We start from the raw sequence: 20,204 nt of genomic DNA, 5'->3' as shown, positions 1-20,204 counted from the left end.
AATGTCAACAAACATTTTCATATTTCTGCAATCCTAAGGTTTTTTTGGACAAGTTTTTGCAATGTTTGCTCGAAGACTAACCTTTACCGCAGGCCACCGCGAAGACGATCGCTGACCTTCACGTAGCATGGTTCCGAAGGAGATTCACAAGGAAATGACGGCAACGAAACAGGATCGGGCAACGCAGATACTCCATTTGCTGCTTCAGAAAGGCAAGGGCAGCGTCGAGGAGCTGGCGCTCGCAGTGGACGCGTCGCCAGCCAGCGTCCGGCGTGATCTGATCAAACTGGAAGAGCGGGGCCTGGTAAATCGCAGGCACGGCGGAGCCGAGGTCGCCGGAAAGATGGCCTACGAGCCGTTCCGCTTCGACGCGGCCTTCCCATTGCGTGAGGAGCGATTCGCGGACGAGAAGCGGCAAATCGCCCTCTCTGCCGCGGCGATGGTCGCCGATGGAGACACCATCGCGCTCTCACCTGGCACGACGACAACCCAGGTCGCCCGCAGCCTGCGGCATCGTGAAGGGATCCACATTGTGACCAGCGCGGTGAATATTGGAATGGAGCTATCGAGCCTCCCCAACCTTCGGATAACCCTGACCGGGGGCGCGATCCGCTGGCCGGGATCGTTCTCCATGGTCGGAGCGACCGCCTTCGATTCGCTGCAGCGGCTCTTCTTCGACAAGCTCTTTCTCGGTGCCTGCGGCGTTCATCCAAAGCACGGAATCACCGTCATTGAGTCGGACGAGGCGTTGATCCTGAACGAGATGGTGAAACACGCGAAGCAGGTGGTGGTGGTTGCCGATTCGAGCAAGATTGGCATGATCTCGGCGATGCAGGTATGCCCCATTGAACAGGTCCATTGCATTATCACGGACAGCAGTGCGGAACCCGGGATGCTGGAACTCTTCGAGCGCCAGGGAGTCAACGTCGCCCTCGTTTAGGCCCGGTCTTCGCATCTCGCCCCACGCTTCTTTTCGGGGGCTGAAAACCGCTCGCGTGCCAGGAATCCACGCGCAACACGGAGTGACCCTCTCGCATCAGACGGCGTGAAGAGAGGGAATATGGCCACTACTAGCGACATATACACACTTCAGGATCCCACCACACAATATCCGCAACCGAAGTTCAAGCACCAGCCCCAGAACGTCCCCGGCCTTGACGGCAAGATGACCCCCAAGGCTGACCACGGCGAGACCAGCTACATCGGCCACGGTCGCCTTCGCGACCGCAAGGCGCTCGTGACCGGCGGCGACTCAGGAATCGGACGCGCGGCGGCGATCGCCTTCGCGCGCGAGGGTACCGACGTTGCGATCAATTACCTTCCCAGTGAGGAGTCCGACGCGAAAGAGGTGATCGCCCTTATCGAAGCCGAGGGCCGCAAGGCATTCGCTCTACCGGGCGATCTCTCCGATGAGAGGTTCTGCCGCAAACTCATCAGGGACGCTCATAGGCATCTGGGCGGACTGGATATTCTTGCAGCCGTAGCTGGCAAGCAGCACGCAGTCGACAAGATCGCCGACATCACGACGGAGCAGTTTGAACAGACCTACCGCGTAAATGTAACGGCGCTCTTCTGGCTCTGTCAGGAGGCCCTGCCGCTGATGCCTCCGGGAGGGTCCATCATCACAACCGCCTCGATCCAGGCGACACATCCCAGCCCAAGCCTGCTCGACTACGCTCCCACGAAGGCGGCGATCCTTGCCTTCACGCGAGCCTTGGCCCGCCAGGTCGCCGAGGATGGCATTCGTGTGAACTGTGTAGCTCCCGGTCCGGTGTGGACTCCGCTGCAAACCAGCGGCGGTCAGCCGGATAAAAAGATCCCCGAATTCGGCTCTGAAACTCCGATGAAAAGGCCCGGTCAGCCAGTAGAGATGGCACCACTTTACGTGTTGCTTGCGTCGCAGGAATCGAGCTACGTAACAGGGGAAGTTTACGGGGCTACAGGTGGACTGGAAATTTCGTAATTCGCAGGTCAGCGAGGCAACGGCCAGCGCGATTTTCTTCCGCTGGCCGCTCGCGTGGGGCGAACTAGCGACTATGTCTCGCCCTGGTTCGCGGCTTGTAAGATCGAAGCATGTCAATATCCGCCGAGGAACGCGCAAAAAAGATCAAAGTTATCGTCTTCGATGTAGACGGCGTCCTGACAGATGGCCAGATCTTCGTCCTTCCTGAAACCTCCAGCGCCGACGCCAAAGGCATCGAGTTCAAGGGCTTCGCCGCGCACGACGGCCTGGGTATCTCGCTTGCTCGGCTAGGCGGCCTGCGCATCGGCATCATCACCAAGCGCCGCTCACGCACTGTCGCAATCCGCGCTAATGATCTCAAAGTGGAGTTCACCTATCAGGGGCAGGCGCACAAGCTGGCCGCCGCTGAAGAGATTGTTGCCAAGACAGGCATCGCGATGGAGGAGCTCGCATACGTTGGCGACGACATCGTCGACTTTCCCGTGATGCGGATCTGCGGCCTCGCTATTGCGACCGCAAACGCCAGACCCCAGGTGAAAGCGATGGCTCACTATGTCACGCCAAATGGCGGAGGCCATGGTGCAGGTCGCGATGCGATCGACTTCATCTTGACGGCGCAAGGCTCACTCGATCGCGTGATTGAGGAGTATCTGGACGCGGAGAATCCATCCGCTGCAGCCGCAGATGTCGGCAATGGCGGAATGTAGTTCTAAATTTCGCGGCGAATAAAGGACGAAGACCCGCGCTACAATAGCGCATGGAAACTCCAGCCAGTCTCGCCTGGGCGCATCCGGTGGTTGCGGAGTGGTTCCTCGCGAAGTTCGGCTCGCCCACTGAGCCGCAGATCGAAGGCTGGCCCAGCATCGACAGCGGTGATCTGACGCTGATCTCCGCGCCAACTGGTTCAGGAAAGACCCTGGCGGCGTTCCTGGTCGCGATCGATACGCTGTTGCGTCAGGCAATCGACGGAGCTTTGCCGCCACAGACGCAGGTCATCTACATCTCGCCCTTGAAGGCGCTCTCGAACGACGTGCAGAAGAACCTTGACCTGCCTTTGCGTGAGATTCAGCAACTTGCCATGCAGCGCGGCTATCTTTGCCCGCAGATCCGCACCGGCGTCCGCACCGGCGACACGCCGACGAAGGACCGGGCCGCCATGTTGCGCAACCCGCCGCACATCCTGGTGACGACGCCCGAGTCGCTCTATCTTCTGCTGACCGCGAGCAAGTCGCGAGAGCATCTGCGCCATGTCCGGACGGTTATCGTCGATGAGATTCACGCCATCGCGGACGATAAACGCGGTGCTCACCTGGCGTTGTCGCTGGAGCGGCTGGACGCGCTGGTGATGGGCGAGAACAGGCTGTCTCCGGGCGCGTATCTCACCGGGCGGAGCACGCCTCCGCAGCGCATCGGCATCTCCGCGACGCAGAATCCTATCGAGCTGGTTGCGCAGTTTCTTGTCGGATGTGATGCATCCCGCAAGCCAGCCAAGATCATCCAGGTCGGGCAGCGGCGGCATCTTGACCTTGCCATCGAGGTGCCGAGCGATGAGCTCAGCTCCGTCACGACGAACGGTATGTGGAGCGAGATCTTCGACAGACTCGCCGCCCATGCGAACAACCACCGCTCCACGCTAGTCTTCGTGAACACGCGCCGGCTGGTGGAGAAGATCGCCTTCTCCCTCGCCGAACGGCTTGGCGCGGAGCACGTCGCAGCGCACCATGGATCGCTCTCGCGCGACCTCCGGCTCGACGCCGAGCAACGCCTGAAGGCTGGTGAGATCAAGATCCTTGTCGCAACGGCGTCGTTGGAACTCGGCATCGACATTGGCGATATCGACCTCGTCTGCCAGATCAACAGCACGCGGGCAGTTGCGGTGGCGATGCAGCGCGTGGGACGCGCGGGCCACTGGCGCGGAGCGATTCCCAAGGGCCGCTTCTTCGCCACCACGCGCGACGATCTTCTGGAACAGGCAGCGCTGATTGAGAAGATGCGAGCGGGAGAGTTGGACAGACTCGAAATTCCCGAGCAGCCCATCGACGTGTTGATGCAGCAGATCGTCGCCTGTTGCGGTGCGGAGTCGTGGGAGGAAGACACGCTCTTCAATGTCATGCGGCGAGCCTATCCATACCGCAACCTCACCCGCGAGCGCTTCGACGAGATCATAACCCTGCTGAACACGGGCATCGAAGCGAGTCGAGGCCGCTACGGAGCGTATCTGCTGCGCGATGGCGTGCAGCATCAGCTTCACCCCCGTCGCGGCGCTCGTATGACCGCCATCGCGAACGGCGGCGCAATCCCCGACACGGCTTTGTTCAACGTGATCTTGCAACCGGAAGGGATACAAATTGCCACGCTCGACGAGCACTTCGCCGTCGACTCATCACCCGGCGACGTAGTCTTGCTTGGCAACACAAGCTGGCGCATCCAGCGCGTGGAGGCCGCCGGGCGAGTGCTTGTCGAAGACGCCCACGGAGCTCCTCCCAACCTTCCCTTCTGGTTCGGTGAAGCTCCGCAGCGTACCGCTGTTCTCTGCGATGGCGTGGGTGAACTTCGCGAGAAGATCTCCGCGATGACGCCGAATGTGCCGCCCGGATTCATCTCTCCCGTGCAGCCAGAGGTCGCAGCGGCCATCGATTGGCTACAGGAACAATGCGGCATCTGCGAAAGTGGTGCGCTGCAACTCGTCGCCTACATCGTCACCGGCCGTGCGGTGCTGGGTGCAGTGCCGTCGAAGACCACCATCATCGCGGAACGCTTCTTTGACGAAGGCGGAGGCATGCAGTTGATCCTGCATGCACCCTTCGGCGGCCGCATCAACAAGGCATGGGGACTGGCACTGCGCAAGCGCTTCTGCCGAGGCTTCAACTTCGAGCTGCAGGCAGCGGCGACCGACAACGGCATCAACATCTCGCTTGCGGAGCAGCACAGTTTTCCGCTTGCCGATGTCTTCCAGTTCCTTACGGAGCACACCGCGAAGGAGTTGCTGGAACAGGCTGCGATCGCCTCTCCCATCTTCAAGACGCGCTGGCGCTGGGCTGCGGGCCGTTCTCTGCAAATGCTTCGCATGTCGAAGGGCAAGCGCATTGCGCCGCAGGTGCAGCGCACGCGCTCCGAAGATCTGCTGGCAAGCGTCTTTCCCCAGGCTGCTGCGTGCTTTGAGACCATCGTCGGCGACATCCAGATTCCCGCACACCCACTAGTCGATGAGGTGATGAAGGACGTTCTGCAGGAGGCGATGGACCTCGAAGGTCTGATCGAGGTGCTGAAGGGTATCAAGGATGGAAGCATCCGCTGCCTCGCCGTCGACACGACCGTTCCATCGCAGTTCGCGCATGAGCTACTGAACGCGAATCCCTACGCGTATCTTGATGAGGCCGGCCTTGAAGAGCGTCGCGCCCGTGCGGTTTCGCTGGGACGTGGCGTGCCGGACAGCATCTTGCAAGAGGCAGGGCGGCTGGACCAGGCCGCCATCGACGCGGTACGTCGCGAGTGCTGGCCCGATCTTCGAGACGAACACGAGTTGCATGACCTGCTGCAGTCTGTCGTCGCTCTGCCGCTATCGATTTTGGATCAACCCGAAGCCCGGCACTGGCCGGTCTTCTACGAGCGTCTGCTGCATGCAGGGCGCGCCTCGACCATGGATTGTGCTGGCGCGCCATGCTGGGTCGCGACGGAGCGCATCGCGGATGTTGGCGTATTGTGGGGTGATTTAGATAAAGCTCCTCAGAGAGTCACAAAAGAATCAGCACTCAAACAATGTGTTCAAGGTTGGTTACAAATTCTCGGGCCGGTCACGGCAGCAGCTTTTGCCACGTTTTTAAGGGTAGAGGCAGCGGATGTCTTCAAGGCGTTTCTCGCCATGGAGATGCAGGGACTGCTGATGCGTGGTGTCTTTGAGAATGCAAAGACAGAGGAAGATCACGCTATCGAGTGGTGCGAACGCCGCATCCTGCAGCGGATCCATCGGCTGACCGTAGGAAAGAAGCGCAAACAGATTGAAGCGGTGGTGCCGGCAGTCTATATGGATTGGCTGCTGCGCTGGCAGCATCTCGCGCCGCAGACACAGCTCTCCGGCGAGGAGGGCGTGCTCGATGCGCTGCGTCAGCTTGAGGGCTTTGAAGCGCCGGCGGTGGAATGGGAGCGGACGCTGCTTCCTGCGCGCATCGCCACGTACGATCCGCGCTGGCTCGATTCACTGTGCCTTTCGGGGGCAGTGGGATGGGGACGCATCTCGCCGCATCCAGCGTGGTCCGAAGGAGATGGCGCCGCGCCGCGCCGCGTGATTCCAACCAACGCCGCTCCGATCACCTTTTATATGCGGGAGACCGCCGATTGGCTGCCGCATGCTCTTGCAGAACAATGCGTCGATGAGTCGAAACTCGCCGCCGCGCTCAGCCCGGAGGCGGTGCAGGTTCGTGCCCTCTTGCAACAGCGCGGGGCCTGTTTCGCCAATGATATCCAACGGATCTCCGGGCTGACTCGCCCTCAGACCCAGCAGGCATTGTGGGAGTTAGCAACCGCGGGCCTCGCCGCGGCGGATGGCTTCGATCAACTGCGCGCGATGATGGACCCTCGCCGCAAACACGTCGCAAGTTCATCCGAAAAGAAGACACGCAGTTCTGCAGGCCGCTGGTCTCTGCTCTCGGGAGAGGTACAAGACGCTCCAACAAGAGCAGAGCGGGCGCGTCGGACCGACCAGGCGCATGAGTCCGCTGCGAAGATGCTGCTGGCCCGCTACGGCGTGCTCTTTCGCGATCTGCTGATACGCGAATCGAACGCTCCGAAGTGGCGCGATCTGCTCGGAATCCTGCGCCGCCTTGAGGCTCGCGGCGAGATTCGCGGCGGTCGCTTCGTCAGCGGATTTGGCGGCGAACAGTTTGCGTTGCCCGAGGCTGTCGAGTCTTTGCGTCTCTCCCGCGCTACTACGGATGCCGCCGATATCCTTGTTGCTGCGGCGGATCCGATGAACCTTGCCGGAATCGTCGTGCCCGGCGAACGCGTCTCAGCCGTGCCGGGCAAATCTGTGAGCTATCGCAAGGGTGCTGTCATCTGCGACGAGACGGCAGGCAGCACCCCGAGCAGCAGCCAGCCGCGACGGGCTTCCATCTTCCGCAGCGAACTTCCACTGTTACCGAAACCGGTCGTGGAGCAAACCCTCCCAGGACTGTTCTCTCTATGAACGATCCCGAAGCATCTACTTCAAAGGTTGCCGACACCGATGCGGCAGAGCTATCTCCGGAAGACTTCTACTTCGAAGGCCCATACATGGTCTTCACCGCTGCCTATCACCTGAAGCGCGGATACTGCTGCAACTCCGATTGCCGTCACTGTCCCTATAAGTAGCCACGCACTTAGCGTGCAGGCGCGACCGGAGCCCCGGCCGGTGGAAGCGCTGCGGCGACGCTGCTACGCGCGATCCGGCTGTCGCGCAGTGATTTGGCGACCATAAGAAGACTCACGACGCGGGGATCTTTCACATAGCGTGCAAGATCGTAATCCTTTGCCATCTCGCCCTGAACATCGAAGCCAGCCTCTGCCGCCGTTTCGAGCGAGTGCAACATCTCCGGCTCATTGTGTAGCCGCGCGTAGACCTTCGCCATCTGGAAACAGAAGTTGGCCCGGTCGCCTGTCGTAATCATGTGCAGCGACGAGCCATTCGAGGCGGTCCGCTGAAAGATATCCGGGTCGAGCTTGAGCGCCAGCGTCAGCTCCGATTTGGCAGATGACACATCCTTCGCCTCGATATAGGCAATGCCAAGATTGGAGTGTGAGACCGCCGACTTCTTATTCAGTTTAATTGCGTGCTTGTAACTGCGAATCGCCGCCGGAAAGTCGTGGTCCATGAACTGTACTGCACCCAGGTTGTTCCACGATTGTGTATCGCCATGCTTAACCTTAACGGCCTGCTGAAAGTACGCCCGAGCGAGGGTCTCGTTTCCCATTTCGAGCTGCGTGACCCCAATCTTGTTCAGCAGAACTCCGGAATCGCCCCCGCGTTTCTGCGCATACCCGTAGTAGTCGAGGGCGTCTTCCAGAAATTTGCGGATACGCAGCAGATCTCCCTGCATCTCGAGCTCTGCCGCGCTGGCGGTTGAAGGATTGGGCAGATGCGGTTCGACCAGCTTCCACTCTGGCGTAGAGTGCCTCATCGCGCTCTCTGGATCGCCGGCAGCGTCAGGCGCGTGCGCGGAGACGGGAATTCCGGTCTGGCCGGTGAAGGTGAAGGAAGATGCGAGGAGGGACAAAACGGAGAGAAGGCGGATTGGCAGCGTACATATCATGAGAATCCCCCAGGGGAAACTTGGGAAGGATTCTCTGCCCCCATGATGCGCGTGTCAAGCGACTATTGCGCTGGTGGCGTTACCTGTCCTGCGGTATTGGGAACTCCGATTGGTATCGATGCGGGAGCGGGCTGGGGCGTACCTGGCACAGCCGCATTCGGTTTGATCAATAGCGCGGTGCGCGGAAAGGTGAAGCTGCCGCCCGCATCGTCGATCACGTTCACCTGGCAGATATAGTTGCCGGGGGCCAGTTGCGCCAGCGCGACATCGAACTGAAACTCCACCGCATTGCGGTCAGCGACGTTCACAGCCTTCGCTTCGATCAGCGGCGTCTCATAGACCTTCACGCCGCCAGAGAGAAATTCAATGCTGGTAAAGACATGGACCGGCCCCGTCTCACGCCGGTTGAGCCCTTTAGGCGTTGGTGCGGCGGTGGGTTCGGAGCCGGGCTTGACACGAGTTGGATCGTAGATCTCATAGAGAAAGTAGAGGTGTTGGTCTGGTCGGAAGACATGCGCGAGGTTCGGAATGAACTCGAAGCCGTCGCGAATCAGCGGGCTTACCGCTCTTTTGTCCGTGTTCGGCGTGCGTTGGCTGGCAAGAACGACGGAGCTGAGCTTGATCGGAACCTTCTTCAGGTCCGGAACCTGAAGGTCAGTCTCGAAGCTGCCCATCGCTCCGGTCTGATTCTCACGCACCACAAACTTCAGGTGATACCGCCCGGGAGCGAGCGTGAAGCCGGTGGAGTACTGGATGTTCTTCCGCTGCACCTGCTGAGCCTGGTCGAGCGCAAGCTTCACCGTCTCTCTCGCGTTGCCGACGATGATTCCTTGCGCATTCTTGACCTGCCCAATAATGTCGAGTGTCGCCTTATCGCGGTCGCCGTTCTTGATGAAGGGAATCTGCGAGCCCGGCACGATCAGCGAGACCGGGACAAAGAACTCGTTGTTCTCCACGCGGAAGTAGAGTGCCTGCAGGTAGAGCGAGACATCGGTCGCAGGAAGATCGCTGCGCAGCTGCTCGGTAAGTTGCAGCTCGCGGTCTTCGGTCTTCGCGTGCTGGAAGTCGGCCTGGGCATAGTAGCCCGGGCGATAGTCGAGCTTCGCGTCCTTCAAGTCGGGGCGGTTCAGCTTTACCGTAAGGTGCCGGAAGCGGCCATCTCTTGCGGGGTCCGTTGAGCGGAAGCCGAGGATGTAATAAGCCTCGGTGTCGTGCTGGATCTGCTGGAAGGCCGGCGCGAAGTCGTTCGAGTCGAAGAAGGCTTTGCCGCCGGTGTCAGCGGCGATCGTGCCGAGCGTCTCCTGCGATGCGAAGTTGGCGGCGAGGCCGCTTTGCATGGCCGCGCTGCTATAAGCACCCGTGCCGCGCAGGCTTCCGGTGCTGGCATTGCCGACCGGAGGGATCGCCTCGAGACCGCGCGCGTCCACGCTGTAGATGGCCATGTTGGCCTTCACCGCTTCGTTGGTGGCCGCCCGCATCGAGGCCTGGTTCTCGATGCCATTGCGTGTCAGGCCGCCGGAGAAGTAGAGCAGGCTTTTGCGCTGGTCTACGTGGCCTAGAGACCGGGCGATATCGCGGATCGCGTAGAGCTCGCGGTCGGTGTTCAGGCTGTTGTACTCGGTGTCGTCCGCGGTGTAGCTGGAGGCGTCATCCGCCGTTCCATCGGATGAACCGGTCGCCCCATTTGCAAATCCGCCGCCCTCGGAGCCGTTGTAGCGGCCGACTCCGTGAATCAGCGCCGTCTTATCCGCGGTGAAGTCCTGATCGACCTTCAGCGTCGTGTCGAGGCTGACCAGCGCGACCAGGTCGGCGGGCTGCATTTTCTTATTGATATAGTCCTTCGCAGCGTCGACGGCACGGTCGATATCTTCCGGCTGCATGCTGCTCAGGTCGAAGAAGATCACGATCAGCCGATGGTCGCGAAGCTCATCCTTGTTGGCGGCAAAGTTGTTGTTCAGCAGGTCGGCGATCGTGGCTTTACCGGCGACCGTACCCTTCTCCTTCAGCGCGACCGCTTCATCGGAGTTCTGGTAGTCGAAGCTGACGATCTTCTGCGGCTTCTTGTCTTCCAGGATGAGGAAGTCCGAGGCCTTCAGCCCCTTCACCACCTCGCCGGTCTTCTTATCGCGGACGACGATGTTCGTCAGAACAATATTCGACTCAACCTTCATGGTGTATGCGCCGGAGCCGCTCGGCTGCTGTGAGAACGCTACGACAGGTGAGAGCGCAAGCGCTGCGACGAGGATTGCCGCAATGATGCCTCGCGCGTGAAGGGCAGGGAGCAAGATCGAGTTCAAGGTCGGTGTCTTCATTAGAACCGGTACCTCGCGACGAAGGTCAGTGAACGCGTTGACGCGACCGACGAGACCTGGCCGAAGGTCGGCGAATTCAGCGTCGTGTTGATGCCGGAGTATTGAATCGTGTTGAAGACGTTGTTGGCCTGGAGGCGCATCTCGAAGGATCGGGTGCTGCCTAGTTGCAGCGTGCGCGAGAGGGAGGAGTTTATCGAGACGACGCCGGGGCCTTCGATGGAGTTGCGCGATGCGTCGCCGTAGGTGCCATCGGCGGGCTTGGAGAAGGCGGCAGGATTGAACCAGCTTGAAAAAGTCTGTGCGCCGGATATAGGCACGGCGAAGTTGCGGTTGGCGCGTTCGGACCCGCTGACGCCGGTGGCGATCTCCTGCACCGAATTGACGAAGTTCGGGGTGTAATAGCTGCCGGTCTGGAAGGCGTAGTTGCCGCTGATCGACCAACCGTCGAGCGTCTTGGACCAGAATCCGCCCGCCGCAAGGAAGGCGCGGTTGGGGCCGAAGGGAAGCTCAAAGACCCAGTTGCCGCTGACCTGGTGGCGAATGTCAAAGGAGCTGTTGCCTTCTTCCGCTCTTAGATTGTTGGGATCTTGGGCGACGACGGAGCTGCTGCCGCCGATGGAAGAGGCATCGTCGATCGAGTGGCCGTAGAGATAGCTCGCCTGGATCGCGATGCCCTTCTGCAACTGCTTGCGGACGTTCACGGTGAGGCCGTTGAAGCGGGAGTAGCCTAGGGAGTCTTCATAGTTGAAGGCCTGCACATTAGGGTTGAGCAGACCTGTTGCTGTGCGATTGGGTGCGCGGAGAATGTCGAGCTCGCCGCCCTTCGAGCCGTTGTAGCCGATGTTCGCGACGATCAGAAGCGGCAGTCTTTTTTGGATATCCACGTTCCAGATTTGGACGTGGCCGAGCCTGTAATCTTTGTTGGCGGAGAAATTGTTCTGCACCGTCGCGGTCGAGCAGCCGTAGGCATTCGCCAGGTCCAAAACGCCGCAGCCCTGCGAGTTCGCGATGTTGGTCTGCGTGATTGCAAACGGGGGCTGGAAGGCGAGCTGCGAGGCGATCGTCGCATACTGGCCGGTGTTGAAGTTCAGGCCGTATCCACCACGAACCGTCATCTGCTTCGTCAGCGCGGGAAGGAAGTTCTCTGGCGGCCGATAGGCAAAGCCAAATCGTGGCGAATAGAGATCTCGGTCCGGATTCACGAGGGAACGCGGGAAGTTCCCGCTATAGGTGCCCTTTTGGTCCGGTTGGACCGCCTCGATCGCTGTGAAGTCCGCATTGTGATCGAGGTTCACGAGCCGGTTGTACTTCTCGAAATAGGGCGAGAAGTACTCATAGCGCAGGCCGAAGTTCAGCGTCAGGCTGGGCAGAGCGCGCCAGTCGTCCTGCGCATACCAGTCGAAGACATTAGCGCGGAGGTAGGTCTTGAAGGCCCCTGCCTGGATCGCCGATTGTTGCGGCAGGCCAAGCAGAAAGTCGGCAAAGCCGGATCCGGTTGGCGTGGTAGGACATGTCACGGTATCCGAGGCGACGCACTGCGTGGCGTATCCCGAGAACGTGAGCGTGCCGAGGGCATTGGTGCCGCCGATCGAGTCCGCATGAACTCGGCGGATATCGAACCCGTAGCGCATGTTGTGCTTCTTGTGGTTCCAAGCGACAAAGTCCGAGAAGGAGATCGTCTGGTTTACCTTATCGCTCGGCGTCGAGACGTTGATGCCCGTGAAGCCGGTGAACGAGAGCGACGGCAATCCGTAGTAGATGCCAGGGTCCGCGCCGATGACCGGCTTTGGAATGGTCACACCGGCCGCATCGATCGGGTCACTGCCATGGTTGGTGAAGTAGTTCGTAGCCACCGTGTGAGTGCGGTTCCAGTTCAGCGAAGCGTTGTTGCGGAGGCGACCATAGCTAATGGTGTAGCCGCCGGTCACGCCGTAGCTGTCGCTCTCACTCGATCCGCCGAAGGGGAGAAAGATGTTGCGGCTGTCGCTTGCGGAGTGGCTGTAGCTGCCATTGAAGTTGATGTTCTGCGAGAGCGTCGGCTTCGCATTTGAGTTGCCGCCGCTCCGCCGGCCGCCTCCGCCGCCAAATCCCCCGAAGGGGTTCGAGGCGTTCTGACCGAAGTTCCGCACGTAACGCAGCGACGCCGTGTCGCGGTTCGAGCCTGCGTTCGTAATCGTCTGGTAGTTGTAATTCTGCGTGCCGGTGTCGGGGATGTTCGGCGCGGGATAAAAGGACAGAAGATTCAGCGCGACCGGGGAGAGCGCCAGTCCGGCCTGCGTCAGATTGTTGTTGGGGATCGGCACCATGTTTGCGCCTGCAGTACCCACGGGATAATAAAGCTGGACCGGAACCGTTGTGCCGCCGCTGGTCTGGGTCAGGCCGGAGAAGTCTCCCGAGCGTTCAGCGACGGTTGGCACGGTCCCATAGAAATTTTGGGGCGTGATGTTGCGCTGACCCGTCACGCTGACAAAGAAGAACTGCTTGCTGCTCCCTTTCATCACGTGGGGGATCGATGGCGACCCCGAAAAGGTAATCCCGAAGCTATTCTGCGCGCCGCCAAGATTCGGCGTCGGCGCACCCGTCAGCGAATAGGGAATCGCGTTCAGCCCGTTGTAAGCGCCCTGGTAGTAGATGGTCCCGTGGGGTTGGCTTGGGTTGAAGTTACGGAACCCTCCTCCTCCTCCGCGACCTCCTCTGCCGCCACCACCGCCTGGGCCACCGCCGAATCCGCCGGGACCACCCGCCATGATGCCGCCCAACATTCCGGCGACGGCGTTGATCACGTCGCCGTTGGCTCCGCCTTGGCGCTGCGCCTGCTGCATGGCGTCCTGAATGCGTTGCCGGATGTCGTCCTCGCTGATGCCCGCCAGCCCGTTGGTCTGCCCCACGGCTCCCGATACGGTCACGGAGTCACTCCCCGCAGCGTCGCCCGTGGCGGCGGATGGAAGCGCGGCACCGGCGTTCCCGATTCCGCTGCTGGCGTCAGATGTATCCGTTGCTCCGCGCTGGACGTTCAGGCTCTGCAACCCTCGCACGATCGCACCGCTGACGGTTGCCGTCTGCGACGCTTGTGCCGCCTGCCGTGACGCCAGCTGCATGGCGAAATCAGCTACCTGCGTTGGCTTGCCGCCATTGAGGCTCTCCGCGTTGACCAACACCTCCTGGGTCACCGACGCAAAGGCCGCAAGCTCAGCACGGACAACATACCGGCCATTCTTCGGGATAGACATCGAAAACGCGCCGGTGATGTCCGTGGTGGTCGCGTACTTCTTTCCGGTAAGCGTATTGGTCGCGGTCACGGCAACACCGGGAAGCGGAATCGCCCCACTCTTCACCGTTCCGGAGATGGTTCCACCTTGAGCAACGGCAGACGTCACGGGCTTTGCTTGAGATGCTTCCGGGGCCGCTGGAGTCTGCCCGAGTCCCGTCATTGTGAGGCTCGGCACACACATGAGCAGGAAGGTCGCCGTAGTGACGGGCAGCGCACTCCGGCGGTTCTTTGGTGGAGACGTTTTAGGGGATGGTCGCATCAGTGCGGGTCTGCCCCTGGAGGTGCCTGATCCGGAGCACCCGCTGATCCATCGGGACGCTTGCGGCGGCCCATCGAAGCAGCGTCGATGACGGTAAGCTGCGTCGGAACGAAGACTCCACTCTTCAGCGCTCCGGGCCCGACAATTGTGTCGCCAACCTTTACGTCGGCCAGCGTGATGCTCTCGCCACCGGCAGGAGGGCCGCCAGACCGGACGGATGCGTCGCCGCCCCCAGCAAAGGCGTCCGCGCTGCCATCGCCGCGCATCGCCATGCCTGCCCTGCGTCCCCCGCGTTTGAAGGACGTTCCTTCATCAACAGTGATCTTTTGCGTCACCCCATCCTGGCGATGGATCGTCAGTTCAAGCTCGTCGATCGCTGTCACCTTGCCGCTGATGTAGGTCTTGCCCATGTCCTCGCGCATCTTCTTAACCTGCGCGGCGTCGACCACGAAGATAGCAGCGGCGTGGATCGTCTTCGCCTGTGCGTCCAGGACGCCCATCGCTCCGACGCCGTCGCCAACGTGGATGTCGGCAAACTTCACCGGCTGGCGCTCCTTCATCAGGCGGGTGTTCGTCGTCACGGCGACCTGAAAGATCTCGCCGGCATCGGTCTTGACCGAAAGCTGTTCCCCGGCGACGGCGGTTACAGTTCCGCGCACCAAGCGCCCCTGCGCACCCATCGCGAAGGCCCCATCGTCAGGCGGCCCCTGCTGCGCCTGCAGCGCTGGCACTCCCAGCAGCAACGCCAGGCCAATTGCGGCTACGCGAGATGCCTTCGTTGCTGCGTCGCGTTTGGGAGTTCTCCACGTCGTGGTAAAGCAGATCAAATCTCTGGTTTGCATAGTGCTTGCTTTCCTATGCCTGTGTAGACGTTCGGAGCGAATGAAAGACTCCCCCGGGGTTGCATCGCTACGCCAATTAATTCCGGCTCGCGGGCTGAGCGAATCCGCCACCCGGACAACGAGACGACTGGTAAACTCCGGCAATGCACGATGTAGCGAAGCACTCCCATGTTGAAGGCCACTTCCAATCCTCTGAAGCTGTTCGAGATGTGGTGATTGGACTTTCTGACGGACTAACCGTGCCGTTCGCCCTGGCCGCAGGTCTGTCAGGAGCGGTAGGTACATCCTCGGTGGGCGGACACAGCCCGACGAGTATTGTCGTCCTCGCCGGACTCGCCGAGATCGCCGCCGGCTCGATCGCAATGGGCCTTGGGGGCTACCTCGCCGCGCGCGGAGATGTCGAGCACTACGCGTCCGAGCTGAAGCGAGAGGAGCGCGAGATCGTGGAGCGCGTCCACGACGAGGAAGAGGAGATATACGAGATCTTCGAGCAGTACTCGGTTGATCGAGAGGCGGCCACGCCCGTTCTCGAGGCCCTCAAGCGCAATCCGAAGGCCTGGGTCGACTTCATGATGCGCTTCGAGCTGGGGTTGGAGGAGCCTGCGGCAAACCGCGCCCATCGCTCGGCCCTTACCATCGCTGCTTCCTATATTGCCGGTGGATTTGTTCCGCTGCTTCCGTATATGTTTGTGGCCAGCAATCTTGTTGCGCTGGAGTTCTCTGTTCTGATCACCCTGCTCGCCCTCACGCTCTTTGGGGCGCTCAAGGGGAGGCTGGTCGGCACGGGAGCCTTCCGGAGCGCGCTGCAGACTGTAAGTATCGGCGGAGTTGCGGCTGCTGCGGCGTATGGTCTGGCGCGTCTGTTGAATTCTGCCCACTGAAGTTGAATTTTGCAGGATAATTTTGAGGCCGTCGCATCGGTCCCGAGCATCAGATTGCAGAACCAACATTGATCGCGCCTCCTGCATCCCATACCCGGTAACGTGGAGACCTCCCGCATGATGACCGCCGTCGAACCCTCCGTCTCGAATCTATTGCAGCGATTCGGCATCGTCCGCGCCGCCACGATGAAGCTGATCGAGCCTCTGACTTCCGAGGACCTGATGGTGCAATCCAGCCCAGACGCGAGCCCGGTCAAGTGGCACCTGGCACACACCAGCTGGTTCTTCGAAACGTTCGTCCTACGAGAGTTTCTCTCCGCATACCAGGCATTCCACCCCGACTTCTACTGGCTCTTCAACAGCTACTACAACGCTCTGGGCGAGATGCCGGAGAAGAAGCTGCGCTCTTCCTTCTCGCGCCCGCCGGTCGATGCCATCCTGGCCTACCGCGTGCACGTTGATGCTGCCATCGCCGGCCTTCTCGAATCAGGTTCGGTGCCGGACGAGGCCCAGCGCCGCATTGTGCTTGGCCTTGAGCATGAGCAACAGCACCAGGAACTGATCGCCACCGACATCAAGCACGCTCTGTTCACCAATCCGCTGCATCCGGCTTATATCGAATCGAAGGCCGGCGAGGCTGGCGAAGCGATCGCCCCGCCCATCGAGTGGGTCTCCTTCGAAGGCGGCCTGACCCAGATTGGCCTCGATCTCGACCCCGCAGAGGTCGAAGCCTTTGCCTTCGACAATGAAACACCGCGCCACAGTGTCTTCCTTGTGCCTTACTCTTTGTCGAACCGCTTGGTGACTTGCGCCGAGTACCTCGCGTTCATAGAACAGGACGGCTATGCCAGGCCTGAACTTTGGCTCTCGGAAGGCTGGTCGAAGATGCGCGAAGAAGGCTGGGAGGCGCCGCTCTATTGGACACGCGATAAGGCGACGAAATCGGGTTGGTCGATCTACACGCTGCACGGCATGATGCCGCTCGAAGAGCTGAGCGAGACCGCCGTCTGTCACCTCAGCTTCTTTGAGGCGGACGCTTATGCCCGCTGGGCAGGTTGTCGACTCCCTACCGAGTTTGAATGGGAGCATGCCGCATCCACCCTCAAATCGACCGCAGGCAACTTCATCGAATCACACCTTCTGCACACCTCCACCGCGCCATCCGGCGCTGGCCTGAAACAGGTCTTCGGCGACACATGGGAGTGGACCTCCTCCGGCTACACCGGCTATCCCGGCTATAAGCCGCTACCCGGCGCTCTGGGCGAGTACAACGGCAAGTTCATGTCCAGCCAAGTGATCCTTCGCGGAGGGTCCTGTGTAACCCCGGCCAGCCATATTCGTCCTACTTACCGCAACTTCTTTCCACCTGCGACCCGGTGGCAGTTCTCCGGGCTTCGACTGGCACGCTAGCTTTCAAAACTTTCCCTCGAAACACGCACGAAAGAAGCCGGAGATACCTTGTCCACTCTCACCGCCGTTCCTGTTGTCACTGAAGTTGCCCATGCTGTAGCCTGCGAAGTCCGGGATGGTCTGACCGCGAATCCTAAAACGCTTTCGCCATGGCTGTTTTACGATGAGGCCGGGTCGAACCTCTTCGAGGAGATCACCCGGCTGCCTGAGTACTACCTGACCCGCACTGAGCGCCAGATCTTCACCGACCATGCCGATGATATCGTCGAACAGGCGCGCGGCGGCAGGTGCCTCGCAATTGTCGAGCTTGGCGCGGGCACGGCGACCAAGACCGGCATCCTTCTGCGCGCGGCACTTCGCGGACAGAGCCGCGCCGTCTATCAGCCCATCGACGTGAGCCCAAGCGCGTTAGAAGAAGCGCGTGAAGCTCTCGAAGCCAGCTTCCCGGGCTTGACTGTCCGGCCGAATGTGGCCAACTATGTCACGGAGCCCCTGTTGATCGACCGGCCACCGTCGTCACGTGTGCTGGCGCTCTACATCGGGTCGAGCATCGGCAACTTCACGCCCACAGAGGCACGCGGAATCCTGCAGAACCTACGCGGGCAACTAGTCCCTGGCGACGCTCTTCTGCTGGGCACCGATCTCGCCCCAGGAGAGCACAAAGACGAGGCGGCGCTGCTGGACGCCTACGATGATGCTGCCGGGGTGACGGCAGCGTTCAACCGCAACATCCTCACCCGCATCAACGCCGATCTTGGGGCAGACTTCGACGCGGAGAGCTTTTGCCACCGCGCCGTCTGGAACGCGGAGGCATCGCGGATCGAGATGCACCTCGAATCGACCACACGACAGACCGTCTATGTACCCGCAAACGCGGCTTGCTCCGCGATTACGCTTGAGTTCGAAGAGGGCGAGACCATCCACACCGAGAACAGCTACAAGTTCACCGAGGCGAATATTGGAGAGCTGCTGGGCGACTGTGGATTCACGCCCGAGAAGGTCTTCACGGACGCGAAAGACCTCTTCGCCGTGACTCTGGCCCGAGCCATCTGATTGAACGCGTCAAAGTTCCTGGCCAACCTGGACAGCTTGGGTGCCCCATCCATCCTCGCGTTTCTTGCGAGGGTGGGTGGGATGGATGCGGCGGGGATAACCTAACCCGCCACATTAGCGGCGATATTCTCCACTCTTGCCACCGCTTTTGCGCAGCAGCACGACCTCGCGAATGCGGATGCCTTTATCGAGCGCCTTGGTCATGTCATAAACGGTTAGGGCGGCAACGGATGCGGCCACCATCGCCTCCATCTCGACGCCTGTTCCCGCCGTGGTCGCTGCGGTGGCCTCGACCGAAACTCCGCCAGCCACGACCGTAGCCTGCACGTCGACAAAGCTCAGTGCGAGCGGATGACACATCGGAATCAGCTCGGAGGTACGCTTCGCCGCCTGAATCCCTGCGAACCTTGCTACTTCGAGCGGATTGCCTTTGGGATTCTGCGGAAGCGCGGCCAGCACCGCCTCTGACAGTTCGACGAAGGCCGAAGCGACCGCTTCACGCTTCGTCGCCGGCTTGGCGCTTACATCGACCATATGGGCCTGGCCCGCGTCGTCGTAGTGGGAGAGCTTGTCCATGTTCATCCTTCCGTCCGATAAGCCTATCGCAGCAGCACAGAGATCACGTCGCCCTCGCGAAAGTCGGTGCGATCCGGCGGCAGGACGGCGTAGCAGTTCGCCCGAGCATTTGCCGCCAGGTCCCCTGAACCTTGCCATCCCACTAGCTTGACCGAAGCGTGCCTGACATCGGAGTCGAGCCGCGCCGGAAGCATTCGGGTAAGCCCTAGCTTGCCGTCCACATCATGAGCGAGAGTCGCCTGTGCGAAGCGTGGGCCGGAAGCGTCTTCGCCCAGCAGCGTCCGCACGAACGGTTCGACAAAGCAATGAAACGTCACCTGTGTTGAGACGGGATTTCCTGGCAGCCCGAAGAAATACCGGGCAGGGAAGATCAAGCCGTTTTTGCGACGCTCCGGCAGCCGCCCGAAGACGACCGGCTTGCCGGGCTGCATCTTTACGCCGGTGAAGAAGAACTCAGCGCCCAGCTCTGCCAGCACCTCTTCGACGAGGTCGTACTTGCCCATCGAGACGCCGCCCGAGAAGAGGATCAGATCATGCTGCCTCGCCTCGGCGATGCGTTGCAGCAGCTCTTCACGGACGTCGCGAGCGATGGCAAGCCGATGGGGGAGCGCTCCGGCCAACTTGACCAACGTGGCGAGAGCGTACCCATTAGAGTTGCGAATCTGGCGGGGATCTGGGATCTCGTGAAGCTCCACCAACTCGTCACCTGTTGCAACGATGGCAACCGTCGGCCGCGTGACCACCTTCAGCATTGCCTGCCCAGCCGTCGCCGCGAGGGCAATCTCCGCGGCCCCAATCGCCGAGCCAGCCGCCACAACGATCTCTCCGGCGCGGGCCTCGCTGCCTTGAGCGACGACATTCTCTCCCGACATCAGATGGCGGCCCTGTTGTGCGCGGACGTTACCACCGTCCAACTCAATGTGCTCGACCATGGCCACAGCATCTGCGCCAGCGGGCAGAGGCGCGCCCGTCATGATCTCAATCGCTCCATCGTTCGACAGCGGAGGCCCGCTCCAGACGTCCCCAGCGCGTACCTGTCCGGCGATACGGAGCCAGCCGCCAGCAGAGAACGCCATGCCGCGGACGGCATAGCCATCCCGGGTAGATCGGTCGAACGGAGGGTGGTCGCGGTCGGCGGCGATAGCCCGCGCCAGCACCCGCCCCGCCGACTCCAGCAGCGGTACTTCTTCGATGGTGTCGGCGGAACTGGCACGCAACCCGGCGGCGTGATGCAGCACCTCGCCAAGCGCTGATTCAAAGTCGAGAACCCGGAGTATCGCCGGACGAGGCAGGGAGTTGTTCGGGATGTCTGAGCAGGTCGCCATCACTCCCGATCATAGCCACAAATCGCAT

Annotated in this window: 14 protein-coding genes; 8 read left to right on the top strand and 6 right to left on the bottom strand. The window is 61.1% G+C overall.

Going from position 1 to position 20,204, the window contains the following annotated elements; translation table 11 throughout:
- Positions 1–154 precede the first annotated feature (154 nt).
- The 5 genes from OHL18_RS19165 (at position 155) to OHL18_RS19145 (ending at position 7,309) form a co-directional block, all read left to right on the top strand.
- A complete protein-coding gene (locus tag OHL18_RS19165; protein ID WP_263376478.1) occupies positions 155–940 on the top strand; it encodes a DeoR/GlpR family DNA-binding transcription regulator in 786 nt (261 codons plus the stop codon).
- A 120-nt stretch (positions 941–1,060) separates the two neighbouring features.
- Positions 1,061–1,963, top strand: a complete 903-nt coding sequence (locus tag OHL18_RS19160; protein WP_263376477.1) for an SDR family oxidoreductase — start codon at positions 1,061–1,063, stop codon at positions 1,961–1,963.
- A 110-nt stretch (positions 1,964–2,073) separates the two neighbouring features.
- Positions 2,074–2,670 (top strand): KdsC family phosphatase, encoded by a 597-nt coding sequence (locus OHL18_RS19155; RefSeq protein WP_263376476.1) that lies wholly within the window; start codon positions 2,074–2,076, stop codon positions 2,668–2,670.
- 50 nt (positions 2,671–2,720) lie between these two features.
- Positions 2,721–7,145, top strand: a complete 4,425-nt coding sequence (locus OHL18_RS19150) for a DEAD/DEAH box helicase (RefSeq protein ID WP_263376475.1) — start codon at positions 2,721–2,723, stop codon at positions 7,143–7,145.
- The gene (locus OHL18_RS19145; protein WP_263376474.1) at positions 7,142–7,309 is read left to right on the top strand and encodes a DUF5522 domain-containing protein; all 168 of its coding nucleotides are present in this window, start codon (positions 7,142–7,144) and stop codon (positions 7,307–7,309) included. Before OHL18_RS19150 ends, OHL18_RS19145 begins: the two co-directional genes overlap by 4 nt.
- 8 nt (positions 7,310–7,317) lie before the next feature.
- Here the strand turns inward: OHL18_RS19145 and OHL18_RS19140 are convergent, their stop codons facing one another.
- The 4 genes from OHL18_RS19140 to OHL18_RS19125 all read right to left on the bottom strand — a co-directional run bounded on the left by OHL18_RS19140 (position 7,318) and on the right by OHL18_RS19125 (position 14,931).
- Positions 7,318–8,247: a tetratricopeptide repeat protein gene (locus tag OHL18_RS19140; RefSeq protein ID WP_263376473.1), complete on the bottom strand. Its 930-nt coding sequence runs from the start codon at positions 8,245–8,247 to the stop codon at positions 7,318–7,320.
- A 62-nt stretch (positions 8,248–8,309) separates the two neighbouring features.
- A complete protein-coding gene (locus OHL18_RS19135) occupies positions 8,310–10,544 on the bottom strand; it encodes a VWA domain-containing protein (RefSeq protein ID WP_263376472.1) in 2,235 nt (744 codons plus the stop codon).
- A 14-nt stretch (positions 10,545–10,558) separates the two neighbouring features.
- Positions 10,559–13,936 (bottom strand): TonB-dependent receptor, encoded by a 3,378-nt coding sequence (locus tag OHL18_RS19130; RefSeq protein WP_263376471.1) that lies wholly within the window; start codon positions 13,934–13,936, stop codon positions 10,559–10,561.
- Between the two features lie 152 nt (positions 13,937–14,088).
- Positions 14,089–14,931 carry a DUF5666 domain-containing protein gene (locus OHL18_RS19125; protein ID WP_263376470.1) on the bottom strand — a complete coding sequence of 281 codons (843 nt, stop codon included), beginning with the start codon at positions 14,929–14,931 and terminating at the stop codon, positions 14,089–14,091.
- A gap of 212 nt (positions 14,932–15,143) precedes the next feature.
- Between OHL18_RS19125 and OHL18_RS19120 the strand changes: the two genes are divergently transcribed.
- The 3 genes from OHL18_RS19120 to egtD all read left to right on the top strand — a co-directional run bounded on the left by OHL18_RS19120 (position 15,144) and on the right by egtD (position 18,275).
- Positions 15,144–15,812 (top strand): VIT1/CCC1 transporter family protein, encoded by a 669-nt coding sequence (locus OHL18_RS19120; protein ID WP_263376469.1) that lies wholly within the window; start codon positions 15,144–15,146, stop codon positions 15,810–15,812.
- Between the two features lie 117 nt (positions 15,813–15,929).
- Complete coding sequence (egtB, locus tag OHL18_RS19115; protein WP_263376468.1) at positions 15,930–17,222, top strand: ergothioneine biosynthesis protein EgtB; 1,293 nt, start codon at positions 15,930–15,932, stop codon at positions 17,220–17,222.
- A 48-nt stretch (positions 17,223–17,270) separates the two neighbouring features.
- A complete protein-coding gene (gene egtD / locus OHL18_RS19110; protein ID WP_263376467.1) occupies positions 17,271–18,275 on the top strand; it encodes an L-histidine N(alpha)-methyltransferase in 1,005 nt (334 codons plus the stop codon).
- Positions 18,276–18,389: 114 nt separating this feature from the next.
- On the opposite strand, the gene moaC is transcribed toward egtD, so the two are convergent.
- Both moaC and OHL18_RS19100 read right to left on the bottom strand, forming a co-directional pair.
- Complete coding sequence (gene moaC, locus OHL18_RS19105; RefSeq protein ID WP_263376466.1) at positions 18,390–18,851, bottom strand: cyclic pyranopterin monophosphate synthase MoaC; 462 nt, start codon at positions 18,849–18,851, stop codon at positions 18,390–18,392.
- A 23-nt stretch (positions 18,852–18,874) separates the two neighbouring features.
- The gene (locus OHL18_RS19100; RefSeq protein WP_263376465.1) at positions 18,875–20,176 is read right to left on the bottom strand and encodes a molybdopterin molybdotransferase MoeA; all 1,302 of its coding nucleotides are present in this window, start codon (positions 20,174–20,176) and stop codon (positions 18,875–18,877) included.
- Between the last annotated feature and the right edge of the window lie 28 nt (positions 20,177–20,204).

Origin of the sequence: Granulicella aggregans (assembly GCF_025685565.1) — a bacterium.
In the GTDB taxonomy this organism is placed as follows: Bacteria; Acidobacteriota; Terriglobia; order Terriglobales; family Acidobacteriaceae; genus Edaphobacter; species Edaphobacter aggregans_B.
The sequence above is the reverse complement of the archived record's forward strand: the minus strand, read 5'-3'. Positions and strand labels throughout refer to the sequence as shown.